The organism is Mesorhizobium sp. M0676 (assembly GCF_040320535.1).
Classification (GTDB): Bacteria; Pseudomonadota; Alphaproteobacteria; order Rhizobiales; family Rhizobiaceae; genus Mesorhizobium.
This window is the reverse complement of the sequence record NZ_JAMYPU010000001.1, coordinates 30,086-45,718: the sequence shown is the minus strand read 5'-3', so window position 1 is coordinate 45,718 and position 15,633 is coordinate 30,086. Positions and strand designations below refer to the sequence as shown.

Here is a 15,633-nt window from a genome sequence, read left to right as displayed (position 1 = left end):
CAATTCCAGGAAAAGTGTGTAGCGGTTTTCCCGGGAAAAGCACGTACGCTTTCCCTTGGGAATTGCGTCCAAACAGACGACTCTGACGGCGCTCGATTACCCCTTGGCCGTGCCGTCTTCCGCGCCACGCAGCCGCGCAATCTCCTGTTCGAGGCTTTCAATCCGCTTGTCGCGTTCGGCGAGTGCGGCCGCGACATCGGCGGCCTCGAATCGCTGCGGAATGTGTTGCGGGCAATTGGCATCCCAGGCCGAGACGGTGAACAGGATGACCTGCTCGGGGCGCGCCTTGTAGTCCTGCGGCATCAGCCTTGCCAGAAGCTCGGCATCGTCCTCGACGACGCGCGCCGTGCCCCAGATCTTGACGCGCTGGCGATGCGCATAGTCGATCAGGAACAGGAATGCCTGGTTGTTGTCGGCGAGATTCCCCTGTGTGATGAACTGCCTGTTCCCGGAGAAATCGGCAAAGCCGATGGTCTTCTCGTCCAGCACCTTGAGGAAGCCAGCTGGCCCGCCGCGATGCTGGATATAGGGCTGACCCTCGCCATTTGCCGTCGACAGGAAGACGCTGGTCTGCGCCGCGATGAAGTCGGCGAGGTCGGGCGTGATATGGGCGCGCCATCCGCCGCGCTCCTCGGCGCTGGCATAGCCCTTGCGCGAACCTTTGCGGGTCTGGATCGCCTTGACCGTCGGCGTGAAGGCGACATCGCTGGTGAAAGTATGTGCATTCATGGAAGCCTCCGCGAGACCGAAACACGGCCATTGTACGCGAAGAAGTAGGTCCTTCCATGTTTTGGATGTAGATGGCATAGTTGCAAGCTATCCTCCCAATTTCCGGAAGAAGCTATGGATCGGCTCGAAGCCATGTCGCTGTTCGTCGCCGCGGTAGAAGCGGGCAGCCTTTCCGCTGCCGGCCGCCATTTCGGCATTCCACTGGCAACGGTCAGCCGCAAGGTTTCCGACCTCGAGAAGCACCTTCAGGCGCGCCTGCTGAACCGTTCGACCCGGCAGCTCACGCTGACCGATGCCGGCCAGGCCTATCTCGCCGCCTGCCGCCGCATCCTCGGCGAGGTCGGCGAAGCCGAACGCACCGCTGCCGGCGAATACAGCACGCCGACCGGCGACCTGTTCATCACCGCGCCGGTCGTCTTTGGTCGCCTGCACGTGCTGCCTGTCGTCACCGAATTCCTGGCGGCTTATCCTCAAGTCAACATTCGCCTGACGCTGGCTGACCGGATAACCCAACTGGCGGAGGAACATCTCGACCTTGCCATCCGCATCGGCGAGCTTGCGCCTTCGAGCCTCGTTGCCATCCGCGTCGGCGCGATCCGTCGCGTCGTGTGCGCCAGCCCCGCCTATATCGCCGCGCATGGCATGCCGCGGACGCCGGACGATATGGCCGCGCATGAATGCATCAGTTTCGAAGGGCCTGCAGCGCTCGCCAGCTGGAGCTTTGCCGGCGACAAGGGCGAACTGATCGTGCCGATCCACTCACGGCTGCGCGTCAACACGGCGGAAGCTGCAATCGATGCCGCGATTGCAGGCGCCGGGATGACGCGGGTGCTCTCCTACCAGATCGCGGACGCAGTACGTTCCGGCGTGCTCGTCCCGGTCTTGCGACCCTTCGAGCCGCAGCCGTGGCCGGTGAGCCTCGTCCATGCCGGCCAAGGCCTGCTGGCGGTGAAACTCAGGGCGTTCCTCGATTTCGCCGCTCCGCGGCTGAAGCAGCGGCTATTGCAGGCGACGTGGTGAGTTGAGACTGGCTTGAGTCAGTGGCGAGCCGGCCTATGTCAGGCCATTGCGGCGTTTCCTTTTTGCCCGCGCTTGGTGTAACCAACGCACACCTCCTCAACGGGCCCTTCCCCGCATGCTCTATATCCGCTCGCTGGCGTTCAACTTCGTCTTCTATGTCAATCTGATCGTCCAGATGGTCCTCTGGACCCCTTACTACTTCCTCTCGCCACGCCATCGCGCCTGGTTCGTGCCGAAATTCTGGTCGCGCACCAGCCTGTGGCTCTACGACAAGATCGCCGGCACCAGGAGCGACATCACCGGCGTCGAGAACCTGCCGGAGGGCTCTTTCATCCTGGCGCCGAAACACCAGTCGTTTTGGGACGCGATCGCTTTCTTTCCCTTCCTCCACGATCCGCTTTATATCCTGAAGCGCGAGCTGACCTGGATCCCCTTCTTCGGCTGGTACATCCTGAAGATGCGGATGATCCCGGTTCACCGCGGCAGCCGCTCCAAGGCGTTGAAGCAGGTCGTTGCATCGACAAAGCAGGAGATGGCGCGCAATCCGCGCCAGCTGATTATCTACCCCGAAGGCACGCGCCGAGCGCCAGGCGACGAGCCGGCTTACAAATACGGCATTGTCGAGCTCTATACGCAGCTTGGCGTCCCGGTGGTACCGGTCGCCCATGTCGCCGGCCTCTATTGGCCTCGCCGCAAATTCTTGCGCTTTCCCGGCACCATCAAGGCCCGCTTCCTGCCGCCGATTCCGCCCGGGCTCGGCAAGGACGAATTCATGGACCGGCTGATCGGCGATACGGAAGTCGCCTGCGACCAGCTGCTGATCGAGGCATCGCAGGCTCCTAACCCGCCGCAAATGCCGCCGACGGCGGTCAAGCGGCTGGCCGAACTCGCCGCGGCCGCCAAAGCAATTCCAGGAAAAGTGTGAGCGGTTTTTTCCGTCCTGAATTGCGCCAAAACAAAAAAGACCAAAGCTTGATCTCTTCTGCGGGCCGGCTCAAGGCCACGCCGCCAGCGCCGTGGTCAGCACCAGCGTCGCCGCGAAGGCCAGATTGATGATCCGCGACGCCAGCGGCTGGCGCAGGGTGCGGGCGAAGGCCGCGCCGGCCAGCAGCCACAGCATATGGATGGCTACGATCATCAGGGTGAGAACCGCCAGCCTGGCCGGGATGCCGAGAGCATCGGCGCCGGCTGCGGTCGCGGAGCCAGCAAGGACCGCAGCAATCGCCACATAGGCTTTCGGGTTGGCAACGGCGAGCAGGAAGCCGCCGAGGAAGGTCGGCAGAACCGCGCTGCTGTCACGCGCGGCCAGCGGCGGCGCTGTCGCTATTCTGTAGGCGAGGTAGAGAATATAGGCGGCGGAAGCGACCGCCAGCACTGGCGCTACGCCCGGCATCGAGGTGAGGATAGCCTTGATGCCGGTGGCCACGACCAGCAGCACCGCGACCGTGCCTAAAATGATCCCCGATGTGTAGTGAAGCGAATTGCGCAGGCCGAAGGCGGCCCCTATCGCCGTGACGCTGATCGTCGCCGGGCCAGGACTGCCCATGACGACGGTTGCCGCCAGCACCAGCGCCAGCAATTGCTGCCAGGGCTGCGCCTGCGAAAGAATGTCTGCGGCCATGCTGCCTCTTCTCCACAATAATGGAGAACAGTGTGGCAAGGCGGACAGCCGTCGTCTTGAACGATCGTGCCGAACCTGCGCGGCTAGGCGCTGGCCTTGTCCAGCGCCACGAGATCCTCCGCGCTGAGCTTCAGCGATGCGGCGCGCACCAGGCTGTCGACCTGGTCCAGCGTCGTGGCGCTGGCGATCGGCGCGGTGATGCCGGGCTGCGCCATCACCCAGGCGAGTGCTACTTCCGCCTGCTTGGCCGAATGGCGCGCCGCCACAGTGTCGAGTGCGGCCAGAATGCGCATGCCGCGCGCATTGAGATAAGCCTTCACGCCGCCGCCGCGTTCACTTTTGCCGAGATCGGCCTCGCTACGGTATTTGCCGCTCAAAAACCCCTTGGCGAGGCTGAAATAGGTGATGACGCCGATATCCTCGGCCACGCACAGATCATGCAGCGGCCCGTCGAAGGATGAGCGGTCGTAGAGATTGTATTCCGGCTGCAGCACGCTGTAGCGCGGCAGCCCGCGCAGGCTGGCAACATCGAGCGCGGCGCGCAGCTGGCCGGCGTCAAGATTCGAGGCGCCGATATGGCGGACCTTGCCGGCAGCGAGCAGCTTCTGGTAGGCGCCGAGCGTCTCTTCGTAAGGCGTGGTCGGGTCCGGCCAGTGCGACAAATAGAGGTCGATCACATCGGTCTGCAGCCGCTCAAGCGACGCCTCGACCGCCCTTTCGATATGGGCAGCGGACAGATCCTTCTTGCCTTGTCCCATATCCGAGCCGACTTTGGTGATGACGATGATCTTGTCACGGTTGCCGCGGCTTTTCATCCATTTGCCGATGATGGTCTCGGACTCGCCGCCCGCGTGGCCGGGCACCCAGCGCGAATAGGCATCGGCCGTATCGATAGCGTTGAGGCCGGCGTCGCCGAACCGGTCGAGCAGGTCGAAGGAGGTCTTCTCGTCCGCGGTCCAGCCGAAGACATTACCGCCCAGAACCAGCGGCGCGATGGAAAGGTCGGTTTGACCGAGACGGCGTTTTTGCAAGACGGGGCTCCGTGGGCTGGCGGCGGGGGACCCGAATGCTCCGGGCCGCAGCTAAGCTAGGTCTCGCCGCGCCGAGGTCAAAGGCCTCAGCCAATTTTTCCAGCGGGCCAGCGCTTCACAAAGGCGCGAGCGCTTCGCCTGCAGGCTCGCCGTGGTCCACTGGCTCACGAGGCGATCCGCTTCGCCACCTCTTCCAGCCAGTGGTCGCTGATACCCAGCGCCGCGAGATGCTGCAGCGTGTTGAGCACATAGTCCTCGTTGTTTCCGGACTGGCCGACGGCGCCACGGATAACACCTGCCGCATGCGCGGGGTCGAGCCCGCCGGCATACTGCTCATGCTGGCGGTCGACGATATAGGCGACCGCTTTCACTCTCTCTCCCGCGGCCGCCCCATTCCCGTCGAGGCTGATATCGAGCACACGCTCGAGGTAGACGCTGGTCACCAATTCGCGCTCGCGCAGATAGGTCAGCACCTCATCGCGCAGCTCGCCGGGCACGCGAAAGGCCAGCCCGATGCAGGAGCCGCCACGGTCGAGGCCTAGCACCAGGCCCGGCCGCTGGCGCGTGCCGCGATGCACGAAGGAATAGACGCACAGCGACCGGCGGTAGCCGTAAAGCCGCGCGCGCCGTGTCTCGACATGCGCGAATCCCGGTCGCCAGATCAGCGAGCCGTAGCCAAAAACCCAAAAATCGCCCATATCGCCAAGCCTGATTGCACGAGAGTGACGCCGCCGCATCGGAATCGGTGCTCTTCTGTTCTTTTTGCTTGTTGCGTAAGCCACAGTCCACCCGCAACACGCCCGCGTTAATGAAAGCCGCAGCATGACGTCAAGTGACGAGCGTCCGTCGAAGTTTCGCCGCCGGCTGATGTGGCTCGCTGCCTTGGTCATTATGCTGTTCGGCGTCTACAGCGCGGTCTGGTTCTATGTCGCCGGTCGCGTCAGCAGCGAAGCCGACAAGGCGGTGGCCTCGCTCAAGGACAAAGGCATCGAGGCCGGCTGCGCCAACCTCACCGTCAGCGGCTACCCCCTGAGTTTTGCCATCTCCTGTGACAATCTGGCTTACGAGGACGACGCCAGGAACGTTGCCGCCTCGGCAGGCAGCTTCAACTTCGTTGCAGAGCTCATCCGGCCTTTGTCGCCTGCCGCCGAGTTGCGTGGGCCGCTGCGCACCTCGGTGCCGGGGATGGCGCCGCTATGGATCGATTGGGACAATCTGCAGGCCAATGCCAAGCTCTCCTGGCCCTTGCCACGCAGCATTTCGCTGCAGGCCGAGAGCTTGTCCGGCCAGACCGATCCGGCCGACGACACCGACCCGGTTTCACTGTTCAGCGCCGGAACGGCGGCGGGCGAGTTGCGGCCGGACGGTCAGGACCTTGGCTATACCGGAAGCTTCACCGATCTTGAGATCGACGCCGACGCGATCGGCGGGCGCGTGCTGCCGCCGCTCGACGGCAGCGGCGACGCGACGCTGAAGAACGGCGTCGCGCTGATGAAGACGCAGGCCAGGAGCCTGCGCGGCCAGGCGGTCGGCATCCACAAGCTCGATCTGTCGTCGGGAACCGCGCGCATCACCGTCTCCGGCCCGGTGTCGGTCGACGCCAACGGCCAGGTCAATGCCGACCTGACGATCAAGCTGCAGGATCCCAAAGCCGTGGCGGCAATCCTCGCCACCGCAATCCCCGAGCAGAAGAGCCAGATCGAGCAAGGCTTTGCCGGTCTGGCGCTGCTCGGCAACGAACCGTCGATGCCGCTCAAGGTGGTGAAGGGCAAGGTCTCGCTCGGCTTCATTCCGCTGGGCAAGATCAAGCCGCTCGATTAGAGCAATTCCAGGAAAAGTGTGAGCAGTTTTCCGTCCGGAATTGCGTTAAAACAAAGAGATAGAGCATGATCGCAAAGAGCGGCAACGGCTTTTGGGGAGAGATCATGCTCGAGCAAGCCGACGCATGAACCGACCGGTGAAACTGCTGAGCGTTGGCGCGCTGACGCTGGATACCATCCTGCGCGTCGAAACCCTGCCCACGCATCAGGGCAAGTTCATCGCCTCGGACGGCATCCAGATCGCCTCGGGCATGGCGACAAGTGCTGCCTGCGCCGCCCGCCGTCTCGGCGCCGAGGTGTTCCTGTGGGCAAGTGCAGGTGACGATGCCGTCGGCGACCAATTGCTGGCCGGCATCGAGGCCGAGGGCGTCGATTGCGACTTTGTCCGCCGCGTCGAAGGCGCCCGCTCGGCGCTGGCCGCGATCCTGGTCGACGCTCATGGCGAGCGCATCATCGTGCCCTTCTACGACCCAAAGGCGCAGGCCGACCCCGAGGCGGTGCCTGTCGCCGATCTTTCCGGCTTCGATGCCGTGCTGGTCGATGTGCGCTGGCCGGGCGCCGCCGCTCTTGCCTTGACCGCCGCGCGCGACGCCGGTTGCCCGGCAATCCTCGACGCCGACACGGCGCCGCTGGAGGTGCTGGAGCGTCTGTTGCCGCTGGCGTCGCACATCGTCGCTTCGGAGACGGCTGCACGCATCGTCTGCGGCCACGCGCTGAATCCCGAAACCGCCTGCGCCGACCTCGCCAGCCGCACAGACGCCTTTGTCGCGGTGACCGGCGGCGCCGCGGGAAGCTGGTGGCATGACCGGTCCGCCGGATGCGTGCGCCACATCGCGGCGCCGAAGATCAAGGCGGTCGACACGCTTGCCGCCGGCGACGTGTTTCACGGTGCCTTTGCCGTCGGGCTTGCCGAAGCCATGCCTATCGAGCAGGCCTTGCGCTTTGCCAGCGCGGCGGCCGCGCTCAAATGCCAGCGCTTCGGCGGCCGGCTGGGCGCGCCGGACCGGGCCGAGACAATGGCCATGGTCGCGGCGACCTGGCCCGTCTGAAACAGATTTAACTTTTCACCGGGTGCTCGACCGCCTGCCGGCCGAAATCCGGCGCGTCGATATCCTGGCCGGCCTCGATGATCGAACGGCGAACGGCCCGGGTGCGGGTGAACAGGTCGAACAGCTTGTCGCCGTCGCCCCAGCGGATCGCCCGCTGCAGCGAGGCGAGGTCCTCCGAAAAGCGCGCCAGCATTTCCAGGATGGCATCCTTGTTGTGCAGGCACACGTCGCGCCACATGGTCGGGTCGGAGGCGGCCAGACGGGTGAAGTCGCGGAAACCGGAAGCCGAATATTTGATCACTTCCGACTTGGTCACCGATTCCAGATCGTCAGCGGTGCCGACGATGTTGTAGGCGATGATGTGCGGCAGATGCGAGACGATGGCCAGCGTCATGTCATGATGCTGCGGGTCCATCGTGTCGATGTTGGAGCCGCAGCGCCGCCAGAATTCCGACAGCTTTTCCAGCGCGGCCGGATCGGTTCCCGGCAGCGGCGTGAAGATGCACCAGCGGTTTTCGAACAGCTCGGCGAAACCCGCATCCGGGCCCGATTTCTCCGTACCTGCCAGCGGGTGCCCCGGAATAAAGTGCACGCCGTCCGGTACATAGGGCTGCATTTGCGCAATGACCGAGGCCTTGGTCGAACCGACATCGGTGAGGATGGCGCCCTTTTTCAGCGCCGGCGCGATCTCTTGCGCCACCTCGCCCGACGATCCCACTGGCACCGAGACGATGATCAGGTCGGCATTGCGGACCGCTTCCCTGGCGTCGGTGGTGTAGCTCTCGCCAAGACCGAGCTCCTTCGCCCGCGCCAGCGTGGTCGGGCTGCGCGTCGCGATGGCGACATGGCGGGCCAGGCCCTCGCGGCGGATGATGCGGGCCAGCGACGAGCCAATCAGGCCGATGCCGACCAGCGCGATCTTTTCAAACATCGGTGAAGTCATTGTTTCAGCTTTTCAGGAATGTCGTGAGGGCATCGATGACGCCGCGATTGGCTTCTTCGGTGCCGACGCTCATGCGCAGCGCATTGGGAAAGCCATAGCCGGTAACGCGCCGCAATATATAGCCGCGCTGGGTGAGGTAGTCGTCCGCCGCCTCAGCCGAATGCTTCTTGTCGTCGGGAAAGTGGATGAGGACGAAATTGCCGACGCTGGGCGTCACGCGCAGCCCAAGCTTCGTCAGTTCTTCATTCAACCAGGTAAGCCAGGTCTCGTTGTGCAACGAACTGCGCTCGACATGGGCGCGGTCGCGGATGGCGGCAATGCCGGCCTCGATCGCTGTTGCGTTAACGTTGAAAGGGCCGCGAACACGGTTGATGGCATCGACGATGTGCAGTGGGCCATACATCCAGCCGATGCGCGCGCCGCCAAGGCCGAGCTTGGAGAAGGTGCGGGTCATGACCACATTCTGCGCGCTGCCCGCCAGCTCGATACCTGCCTCATAGTCATTGCGCCTGACGTACTCGGCATAGGCCGCGTCCAGCACCAGAAGCACGTTGCCCGGGAGCGCGGAATGCAGGCGGCGGACCTCCTGGAACGGCAGATAGGTGCCGGTCGGGTTGTTGGGATTGGCGAGGAAGATGATTTTGGTCCGCGGCGTCACCGCGGCCAGGATCGCGTCGACGTCGGCGCGCTCCTCGGTTTCCTTCACAGCAACCGGCTTGGCCCCCGCCGACTGAATGTAGATCTTGTAGACCATGAAGGCATGTTCGGTAAAAATCGCCTCATCGCCTGGCGCAAGATAGGTCTGCGCCAGCAGGCCAAGTATCTCGTCGGAACCGTTGGAGCAGATGATGTTTGCCGGGTTGAGGCCGTGCACCTCGGCGATCGCCTCGCGCAGCCGGCGGGCGGTGCCGTCGGGATAGACATCGAGCTTGGCAGCCACTTCGCGCGCGGCCTCGATCGCCTTCGGCGACGGGCCGAGCGGGTTCTCGTTCGACGACAATTTATGGACCTTGGCGACGCCGGCCGGTGCCGTGCTCTTGCCCGGCACATAGGCGTCGATGTCCATAATGCCCGCGCGGGGAGTCGGCCGTGCCTTGTCCGCTGTCTTGTCCATGTCGCAAATCCATCGAGAATGCCTCCGTCCGGAGGCCGCAGCGGAAATACAAGCCGTAGCCGCGAATGTCGAGAGGCGGGCAATAGCTGGCCGTTGACGCCGGGCCGCACGAGTTCTAGAAGAACGCAACAGTTCCGTGGTGATTTGGCCGGTCGGCTTGCAGCCACGTTAAACAACTCGCTAAAGGGCCGTTTGCGTGACGTAACCGGCTTTGCGATCGCATTGCCGGTTTTTTTATTGCCTGACGGCGGGCAAGGAGAGTCACATGGCCGCGCTCCGCGCTACAAAAACCAACAACGAGGCCGACAGCCCGTCGAGCCCGGTGTTGCGTTTTGGCCCTGACAAGCCGCTGAAGCTCGACGCCGGCACGCTTTTGTCGCCGTTCCAGATCGCCTACCAGACCTATGGCACCCTCAACGATGCCCGCACCAACGCCATCCTGGTCTGCCACGCGCTGACCGGCGACCAGCATGTCGCCAACACCAATCCGGTGACCGGAAAGCCCGGCTGGTGGGAAGTGCTGATCGGTCCCGGCAAGATCATCGACACCAACCGCTTCTTCGTCATCTGCTCCAACGTCATCGGCGGCTGCCTCGGCTCCACCGGTCCGGCCTCGACCAATCCCGCCACCGGCAAGCCCTACGGCCTCGACCTGCCAATCATCACCATCCGCGACATGGTGCGGGCGCAATTGATGCTGGTCGACCATTTCGGCATCGAGAAGCTGTTTTGCGTGCTCGGCGGCTCGATGGGCGGCATGCAGGTGCTGGAATGGGCATCGTGCTATTCCGAGCGCGTCTTCTCGGCCCTGCCGATCGCCACAGGCGCACGCCATTCCTCGCAGAACATCGCCTTCCACGAGGTCGGCCGGCAGGCCGTCATGGCCGATCCGGACTGGCATGGCGGCAAATATTTCGAGCACGGCAAGCGCCCGGAAAAGGGGCTCGCCGTGGCGCGCATGGCCGCCCACATCACCTATCTGTCGGAAGCCGCCCTGCATCGGAAATTCGGCCGCAATCTGCAGGACCGCGAAGCGCTGACCTTCGGTTTCGACGCCGACTTCCAGATCGAAAGCTATCTGCGCCACCAGGGCATGACATTCGTCGACCGCTTCGACGCCAACTCCTACCTCTACATGACCCGTTCGATGGATTATTTCGACCTCGCCGCCGACCATGGCGGCCGGTTGGCCGATGCCTTTGCCGGGACCAAGACCCGCTTCTGCCTGGTGTCCTTCACCTCGGACTGGCTGTTCCCGACCGAGGAGAGCCGCTCGATCGTGCATGCGCTTAACGCCGCCGGCGCCTCCGTCTCCTTCGTCGAGATCGACACCGACCGCGGCCATGATGCCTTCCTGCTCGATGAACCCGAACTGTTTGCCGCCATCAAGGGCTTCATCGGCTCGGCGGCCCGCGCAAGGGGGCTCGCCTCATGAGCGTCAATGGCAGCCAGCGCGTCGACCTCGAAGTCGTGGCCAACCTGATACCGCCGCAGTCGCGGGTGCTCGATGTCGGCTCCGGCGACGGCCTGCTGCTCGAACTCCTGCAGGAGACCAAGCAGGTCGACGGCCGCGGGCTGGAGCTGTCACAGCGCGGCGTCAATGAATGCGTGGCGCGCGGTCTCTCGGTCATCCAGGGCGATGCCGATACCGACCTCGAATTCTATCCGGACAAGGGTTTTGACTTCGTCGTCCTGTCACAGACGCTGCAGGCGACCCGCAACCCGAAGCTGGTGCTCGACGAGCTGCTGCGAATCGGCAACCGCGCCATCGTCTCCTTCCCCAATTTCGGCCACTGGCGGGTGCGGCTGTCGCTGTTCGTCAAGGGCCGGATGCCGGTGACCGCGGACCTGCCCTATTCCTGGTACGACACGCCCAACATCCATTTCTGCACCATCCGCGACTTCGTCAATCTGGTCGAGGAACTCGGCGCCTCGGTCGAGAAAGCCACCGCGCTCGACGGCAACGGCCAGAAGATCGGCCTGTCGATGCCATGGTGGTTCTGGAATTTCTTCGGCCAGCAAGCGGTGTTCTTGCTGAAGCGGTAGTTTGCCCCTATTCCAGCACGTCCGTCGCCTTGTGCGGGTGCTGAACGCCATTGGCGATGATCACATCGGCGTGGGAGTTGTCGGTGCGCAAGGCCAGAATCTCGCGATAGGCTGATGAATCGTACCAGCCCCACGCATGCGCCCTGTCCGGAAACTCGATGACGATCAGATGCCCGGGCCATTCGTTTTCGACCACGTCCATGTCGCCGCCGTGGACAAGGAAGCGGCCGCCGAACGGCTCCAATGTGGCGTCGATCCTCTGCAGATACTCGACAATCTGCGGGCCCATTGTGACTTGACGCATATGGGCGACGGCGTAGGCGGCCATGGCTGAACTCCCTGTGAGATCGAAGCCCGACGACCGGCTTCGTTGGCGCAATCTGCAGACATGATGGCCATCGGTCGATTACGTCTGGGGTAATCGGCCGGCTTACCGGCGTCCTGGCTCAACAGTTTGTGATGACATTGCCGCTGGTTTTTTGTAGCGTCGAATCGAATGCCATCCCGGGGTAAGGCTTGGACGGCGACCATCAAAACCTCCGGCCTCCAGGCATTTCGGGGCACAATCGAAGCAACATGTCCAAGGCAACCGACCTCGCTCCGCTGATCTCGGTGATCACACCGACGCACAATCGCCGCAGCAAGGTGGTGCGCGCCGTGGAGAGCGTGCTGGCGCAGAATTTTCCCCGGTTCGAACACATTGTCGTCGATGACGGCTCGACCGACGGTACGGCAGCCGCACTTGCCGAAATCCGCGATCCACGGCTGATCTATGTTGGCTCGAAATGGCGCGGCGCCAATGCCGCCCGCAATGCCGGCATCGAGCGGGCGCAGGCGCCGGTGGTGACATTCCTCGATTCCGACGACGTCTATTTGCCGGATCGCCTGGCGCGGACGCTGGAGCAGTTCGACAACAATCCCTCGCTCGAAGTGCTGATCAGTTCCTTCGTGTCGCTGAAGGGCAATCGCCGCACGAACTGCGTCAACCGCGAGGCGCTGCTGAGCCGCGACTCGCTGGAGCGGGCCCTTGTCGCGCAGACCATCTTCATTGCCGGGTCGGCAATCACCGCCCGGCGCGAGTCGCTGCTGGCCATCGGCGGCTACGATAGTGACGTCACGCGCATGCAGGATCGCGAATTGTTGCTGCGCTTTGCCCGTCGCAGCGGCGCGCAGCTGTCCGAAGTGATCGACTGGAAAAAGTACAACTCGGAGAATTCGATCTCCGGTCGCCGGGACGGCTATGTCGAAGCCTATGCGAGCTTGATCGACAAGCACCCCTATATCGCCGACCGCTACCCCTACATTCCGCCTTACATGATCGCCCGGCAGCTCATCGCCGATGCACTCAAGGGCAGGGTTTCGCAGGCGTTCTCCGGCTATATGGCCAACCGGTCGTCGAAGGCGCTTGGCTATTCGCTGCCGCAGCTGTTGCGTGGCTATGTCGGCGGCCGGCGCTGGCGCCGCGATCTCTATGCCGAATTTCGCGACAAATACGGTGCACGGCCGGCCTGAAGTTTGCCGACAAGCCGCGCAGCGGCTTTCCCCTCCGAACTGCCTCAAACCTCATTTGTCGAGTTCCGGCAGATATGGGTCGGAATATAGCCGCCGGTCGCGTTCGCCCTGCAGGCAGTCCATGGGTGCGGCGGCATCGATCGGGACCACGGTCGCATCGGCGATGCCGCTCACCTCCAGGATCAACTTGCGGCGTATGGCGGTGGCGAATTCCGAGGCCGCATAGATCGGCAACACGAAGGAGCCGGGCCCACCGGTGACGCAGTCGTCATAATACTGGTCGAGATGGCTGAAGGTCGGCGACGGGCTGATCAGGATCGGCAGGCCGTTGATGACAATACCCTTGGCTACAGCGGCATCGCGTGTCGTGGCGACGGGCGGCCCGGTGTTGTTGGGACCGTCGCCGGAAATGTCGATGACGCTGCGTGGCGCATCGAACCCCGTGCCCTCGAACAGCCCGGCGCCGAAGGCAAGCGCACCGGAAATCGAGGTGCCGCGAAAGCTGCGGAACGGCCGCGCTTCTATTCTGTCGGCGAAGGCGCTGGCGCTCTCTGCGCTGTCGATCACCTGCCAGGCGATGACGCCATCCTCGCGCACGACGCCCGCCCATTCGAAATAGGCAAGCGCGATGCGCCCGGTGGTTCCCGAGCGCACGGCCTTGATGAAATCGGGATGCCTGAGCGCCTCGACATAGCCCGCGCGCTGCAGCGCGAACTCCCTCTCGTCCATCGACTGTGAGATGTCGACGGCCAGCACCAGTTCGACATCCACGGCAACGGCCGGGGCAGCCACGGGCGTGGTGCAGGCAAGGCAGGCAAGCAGGCTGAGCGCATCGAGCATGGCCGCACCACGGACGTTTCGACCCGTGAATCTTCGCCGCGATCGCGGCGAAATAAAGCCCCTTCTACTTCTTTCGCCGCACGGCCGCTTTCGGCGGCGGGTCGATGGCGCCGGTCCTGACTCGGGCGGGTTTCAGTGGCGCAGCACCCGTATCCTTCACGATGTTCAATGCGCGTGGAAAGAAATGACCATTGTGCAGTCCGCGCCCGATGTTGAGGATCGCGGTTTCCGGCAGGCGTTTCTCCAGCATGGACAGTACCCTTCGCAGCGAAGGACCATCGAACGCGTCCATCGCTTCGTCGATGATCACCCATTTCGGCTGCCGCAAGGCCAGCCTGGCGAAGGCCAGCGACCGCTGTTCGTCATCGTTGAGTTCACGCTCCCAGCGTGCGGAACGGTCGAGCGAGGATGACAGCCGCTCGAGGCCGACCTCGGCCAGCACCGCCCCAAAATCAGCATCGCCAGCCGGCGCCGAGCCATTCGGATGCAGCACTTCGCGTAACGTGCCGGCAGGAAAATACGGAACACGCGGCACGAAAATCGGCGTTTCTCCGGCCGGCAAGCCGATCCGCCCGCTGCCCCAGGGCCAAAGGCCGGCAATGGCGCGGAAGAACAATGTCTTGCCGGCGCCTGGGTCGCCGGTGATCATGACGCGCTCACCGGGATGGATCTCGACATGGCTGTCTGAAAGTTTGGTGCAGCCCTCCGGCGAGGCCACTTGGAGCTTCTCGAAGGTCAGGCTGCCATTGGCGTTATCGCCGAATTCGATGCGCTTTTCCTTGTCGTGCAGCACATCGGTTTCATCGAGCGCAATGCGGAAGTCGGCAACGCGCATCAGCGTGGCGCGCCAGTCGGCGATGCCGCCGATATTGTTGATGAACCAGCGCAGCGACGAGTGCACCTGGTTGAAGGCGCCGACCGCCATCATCAACCCGCCAAAGCTGATATCGCCTGAAAAATAGACCGGCGATGCCACAAGGATCGGCGCCACCACGGTGATCCAGCCATAGGTATCGGTCACCCAGGACAGGTTGATCTGCGCTTTGTAGATGTTTCGCATCGCGCCCAGCACCGTGCCAAGGTCGATTTCGAGCCGTCTCTTGGCATCGGCTTCGCCGTGATAGAGCGCGATGGCGTCGACATTCTCGTTGACGCGCACCATCCCGGAACGCAGCTCGGCCTCGCGGGTGTAGCGGTCGCTGTTGAGGCGGATCAGCGGCCGCCCGACCAGCCAGCTCAGCCAGGAGGCGATGCCGGCATAGAGGAACGCGGCCCAGACCATGTAGCCCGGTATCGCCAGCGACCAGCCGTTGATGTGGAAGACGAAGCCCGACGAGAGTTGCCAAAGCACGCCGACGAACGACACCAGCAGGATGAAGGATTGCAGCAGGCCGACGCCGAGGTCCGTCGACAGATCGGACAGATGCGCAGCATCCTGCTGCATGCGCTGGTCGGGATTGACGCCGATGGCGCCGGCATTGGCGAGCCGGAAGGCCCGCGCCGGCCGCATCCATTGGTCGATCAGGTCGAGCGTCAGCGCCTCGCGCAGCTTCAGCCGGATCATCTGGTTGAGCCAGGTCTGAGCGATGTTGAGCAGCAGCAGCGTGCCGGCAATCACGGCAAAGATCATCAGCTGATGCAGGAAGGCCGCCATGTCGCGACGCGCCAGCGCATCGTAGAAAGGCTGGTTCCAGCGGTTGAGCAGAACCTGGCCGATCGACGTCGCGACGATGACCGCCATAATGCCGACCGACGTCCAGACCAGCCACTTGCGCACCGGTGAGCCTATCAGCGCCCGTTTTATCGTCGCCACCTGATCGCGCAGGCTGCTGGCTTCGACGGTTACCGGCTGAGCGGTGGCGGACTTGTCCGGTTGATCAGCCATGCACGAGGTCCTTGCGTTCAGAA

The 15,633-nt window shown here is 63.7% G+C and carries 16 protein-coding genes and 1 riboswitch; of the genes, 7 read left to right on the top strand and 9 right to left on the bottom strand.

Annotated features, from left to right (window positions below):
* Window positions 1–96: 96 nt before the first annotated feature.
* Window positions 97–729 carry a pyridoxamine 5'-phosphate oxidase family protein gene (locus tag NKI35_RS00240; protein ID WP_023748504.1) on the bottom strand — a complete coding sequence of 211 codons (633 nt, stop codon included), beginning with the start codon at window positions 727–729 and terminating at the stop codon, window positions 97–99.
* Window positions 730–843: 114 nt separating this feature from the next.
* Here NKI35_RS00240 and NKI35_RS00235 point away from each other — a divergent pair, with 114 nt between their 5' ends.
* Together NKI35_RS00235 and NKI35_RS00230 are read left to right on the top strand one after the other, a co-directional pair.
* On the top strand, window positions 844–1,749 hold the full coding sequence (locus NKI35_RS00235; protein WP_023748505.1) for a LysR family transcriptional regulator: 906 nt from the start codon (window positions 844–846) through the stop codon (window positions 1,747–1,749).
* Window positions 1,750–1,864: 115 nt separating this feature from the next.
* Window positions 1,865–2,674, top strand: a complete 810-nt coding sequence (locus NKI35_RS00230; RefSeq protein ID WP_023748506.1) for a lysophospholipid acyltransferase family protein — start codon at window positions 1,865–1,867, stop codon at window positions 2,672–2,674.
* Window positions 2,675–2,743: 69 nt separating this feature from the next.
* On the opposite strand, the gene NKI35_RS00225 is transcribed toward NKI35_RS00230, so the two are convergent.
* From NKI35_RS00225 to NKI35_RS00215, 3 genes are all read right to left on the bottom strand, one after another.
* Complete coding sequence (locus NKI35_RS00225; RefSeq protein ID WP_352463202.1) at window positions 2,744–3,370, bottom strand: LysE family translocator; 627 nt, start codon at window positions 3,368–3,370, stop codon at window positions 2,744–2,746.
* Between the two features lie 83 nt (window positions 3,371–3,453).
* Window positions 3,454–4,401 (bottom strand): aldo/keto reductase, encoded by a 948-nt coding sequence (locus tag NKI35_RS00220; protein WP_023731073.1) that lies wholly within the window; start codon window positions 4,399–4,401, stop codon window positions 3,454–3,456.
* 164 nt (window positions 4,402–4,565) lie between these two features.
* The gene (locus tag NKI35_RS00215) at window positions 4,566–5,099 is read right to left on the bottom strand and encodes a gamma-glutamylcyclotransferase (RefSeq protein ID WP_023673305.1); all 534 of its coding nucleotides are present in this window, start codon (window positions 5,097–5,099) and stop codon (window positions 4,566–4,568) included.
* Window positions 5,100–5,223: 124 nt separating this feature from the next.
* Here NKI35_RS00215 and NKI35_RS00210 point away from each other — a divergent pair, with 124 nt between their 5' ends.
* Both NKI35_RS00210 and NKI35_RS00205 read left to right on the top strand, forming a co-directional pair.
* A complete protein-coding gene (locus NKI35_RS00210) occupies window positions 5,224–6,222 on the top strand; it encodes a DUF2125 domain-containing protein (RefSeq protein WP_023748508.1) in 999 nt (332 codons plus the stop codon).
* 124 nt (window positions 6,223–6,346) lie between these two features.
* Entirely contained in the window at window positions 6,347–7,270 is a 924-nt protein-coding gene (locus tag NKI35_RS00205; protein ID WP_023748509.1) for a sugar kinase, read from the top strand.
* Window positions 7,271–7,277: 7 nt separating this feature from the next.
* On the opposite strand, the gene NKI35_RS00200 is transcribed toward NKI35_RS00205, so the two are convergent.
* Together NKI35_RS00200 and hisC are read right to left on the bottom strand one after the other, a co-directional pair.
* Window positions 7,278–8,213, bottom strand: a complete 936-nt coding sequence (locus NKI35_RS00200; protein ID WP_352737975.1) for a prephenate/arogenate dehydrogenase family protein — start codon at window positions 8,211–8,213, stop codon at window positions 7,278–7,280.
* Window positions 8,214–8,217: 4 nt separating this feature from the next.
* Window positions 8,218–9,327, bottom strand: a complete 1,110-nt coding sequence (gene hisC, locus NKI35_RS00195; protein ID WP_352737973.1) for a histidinol-phosphate transaminase — start codon at window positions 9,325–9,327, stop codon at window positions 8,218–8,220.
* A gap of 126 nt (window positions 9,328–9,453) precedes the next feature.
* A riboswitch (SAM riboswitch) is annotated at window positions 9,454–9,531 on the top strand.
* A gap of 61 nt (window positions 9,532–9,592) precedes the next feature.
* On the opposite strand from hisC, the gene metX reads away from it, so the two are divergent.
* On the top strand, window positions 9,593–10,762 hold the full coding sequence (metX, locus tag NKI35_RS00190; protein ID WP_023742897.1) for a homoserine O-acetyltransferase MetX: 1,170 nt from the start codon (window positions 9,593–9,595) through the stop codon (window positions 10,760–10,762).
* The gene (gene metW, locus NKI35_RS00185) at window positions 10,759–11,373 is read left to right on the top strand and encodes a methionine biosynthesis protein MetW (protein WP_023685353.1); all 615 of its coding nucleotides are present in this window, start codon (window positions 10,759–10,761) and stop codon (window positions 11,371–11,373) included. Before metX ends, metW begins: the two co-directional genes overlap by 4 nt.
* 7 nt (window positions 11,374–11,380) lie before the next feature.
* Here the strand turns inward: metW and NKI35_RS00180 are convergent, their stop codons facing one another.
* Complete coding sequence (locus tag NKI35_RS00180; RefSeq protein ID WP_352737970.1) at window positions 11,381–11,701, bottom strand: DUF1330 domain-containing protein; 321 nt, start codon at window positions 11,699–11,701, stop codon at window positions 11,381–11,383.
* 248 nt (window positions 11,702–11,949) lie between these two features.
* Here NKI35_RS00180 and NKI35_RS00175 point away from each other — a divergent pair, with 248 nt between their 5' ends.
* The gene (locus tag NKI35_RS00175) at window positions 11,950–12,885 is read left to right on the top strand and encodes a glycosyltransferase family 2 protein (RefSeq protein WP_023673297.1); all 936 of its coding nucleotides are present in this window, start codon (window positions 11,950–11,952) and stop codon (window positions 12,883–12,885) included.
* Between the two features lie 51 nt (window positions 12,886–12,936).
* Here the strand turns inward: NKI35_RS00175 and NKI35_RS00170 are convergent, their stop codons facing one another.
* Window positions 12,937–13,725, bottom strand: a complete 789-nt coding sequence (locus NKI35_RS00170; RefSeq protein ID WP_352737968.1) for a DUF1194 domain-containing protein — start codon at window positions 13,723–13,725, stop codon at window positions 12,937–12,939.
* A 64-nt stretch (window positions 13,726–13,789) separates the two neighbouring features.
* Window positions 13,790–15,610 (bottom strand): ABC transporter ATP-binding protein/permease, encoded by a 1,821-nt coding sequence (locus NKI35_RS00165; protein ID WP_023737439.1) that lies wholly within the window; start codon window positions 15,608–15,610, stop codon window positions 13,790–13,792.
* Between the last annotated feature and the right edge of the window lie 23 nt (window positions 15,611–15,633).

Bases quoted from the DNA above. Each gene is read 5' to 3' on its own strand.
- hisC (WP_352737973.1), bottom strand. From the start codon at position 9,327: ATGGACAAGACAGCGGACAAGGCACGGCCGACTCCCCGCGCGGGCATT.
- NKI35_RS00230 (WP_023748506.1), top strand. From the start codon at position 1,865: ATGCTCTATATCCGCTCGCTGGCGTTCAACTTCGTCTTCTATGTCAAT.
- metW (WP_023685353.1), top strand. From the start codon at position 10,759: ATGAGCGTCAATGGCAGCCAGCGCGTCGACCTCGAAGTCGTGGCCAAC.
- metX (WP_023742897.1), top strand. From the start codon at position 9,593: ATGGCCGCGCTCCGCGCTACAAAAACCAACAACGAGGCCGACAGCCCG.
- NKI35_RS00200 (WP_352737975.1), bottom strand. From the start codon at position 8,213: ATGACTTCACCGATGTTTGAAAAGATCGCGCTGGTCGGCATCGGCCTG.
- NKI35_RS00215 (WP_023673305.1), bottom strand. From the start codon at position 5,099: ATGGGCGATTTTTGGGTTTTTGGCTACGGCTCGCTGATCTGGCGACCG.
- NKI35_RS00170 (WP_352737968.1), bottom strand. From the start codon at position 13,725: ATGCTCGATGCGCTCAGCCTGCTTGCCTGCCTTGCCTGCACCACGCCC.
- NKI35_RS00180 (WP_352737970.1), bottom strand. From the start codon at position 11,701: ATGGCCGCCTACGCCGTCGCCCATATGCGTCAAGTCACAATGGGCCCG.
- NKI35_RS00225 (WP_352463202.1), bottom strand. From the start codon at position 3,370: ATGGCCGCAGACATTCTTTCGCAGGCGCAGCCCTGGCAGCAATTGCTG.
- NKI35_RS00240 (WP_023748504.1), bottom strand. From the start codon at position 729: ATGAATGCACATACTTTCACCAGCGATGTCGCCTTCACGCCGACGGTC.
- NKI35_RS00205 (WP_023748509.1), top strand. From the start codon at position 6,347: ATGAACCGACCGGTGAAACTGCTGAGCGTTGGCGCGCTGACGCTGGAT.
- NKI35_RS00235 (WP_023748505.1), top strand. From the start codon at position 844: ATGGATCGGCTCGAAGCCATGTCGCTGTTCGTCGCCGCGGTAGAAGCG.
- NKI35_RS00175 (WP_023673297.1), top strand. From the start codon at position 11,950: ATGTCCAAGGCAACCGACCTCGCTCCGCTGATCTCGGTGATCACACCG.
- NKI35_RS00165 (WP_023737439.1), bottom strand. From the start codon at position 15,610: ATGGCTGATCAACCGGACAAGTCCGCCACCGCTCAGCCGGTAACCGTC.
- NKI35_RS00210 (WP_023748508.1), top strand. From the start codon at position 5,224: ATGACGTCAAGTGACGAGCGTCCGTCGAAGTTTCGCCGCCGGCTGATG.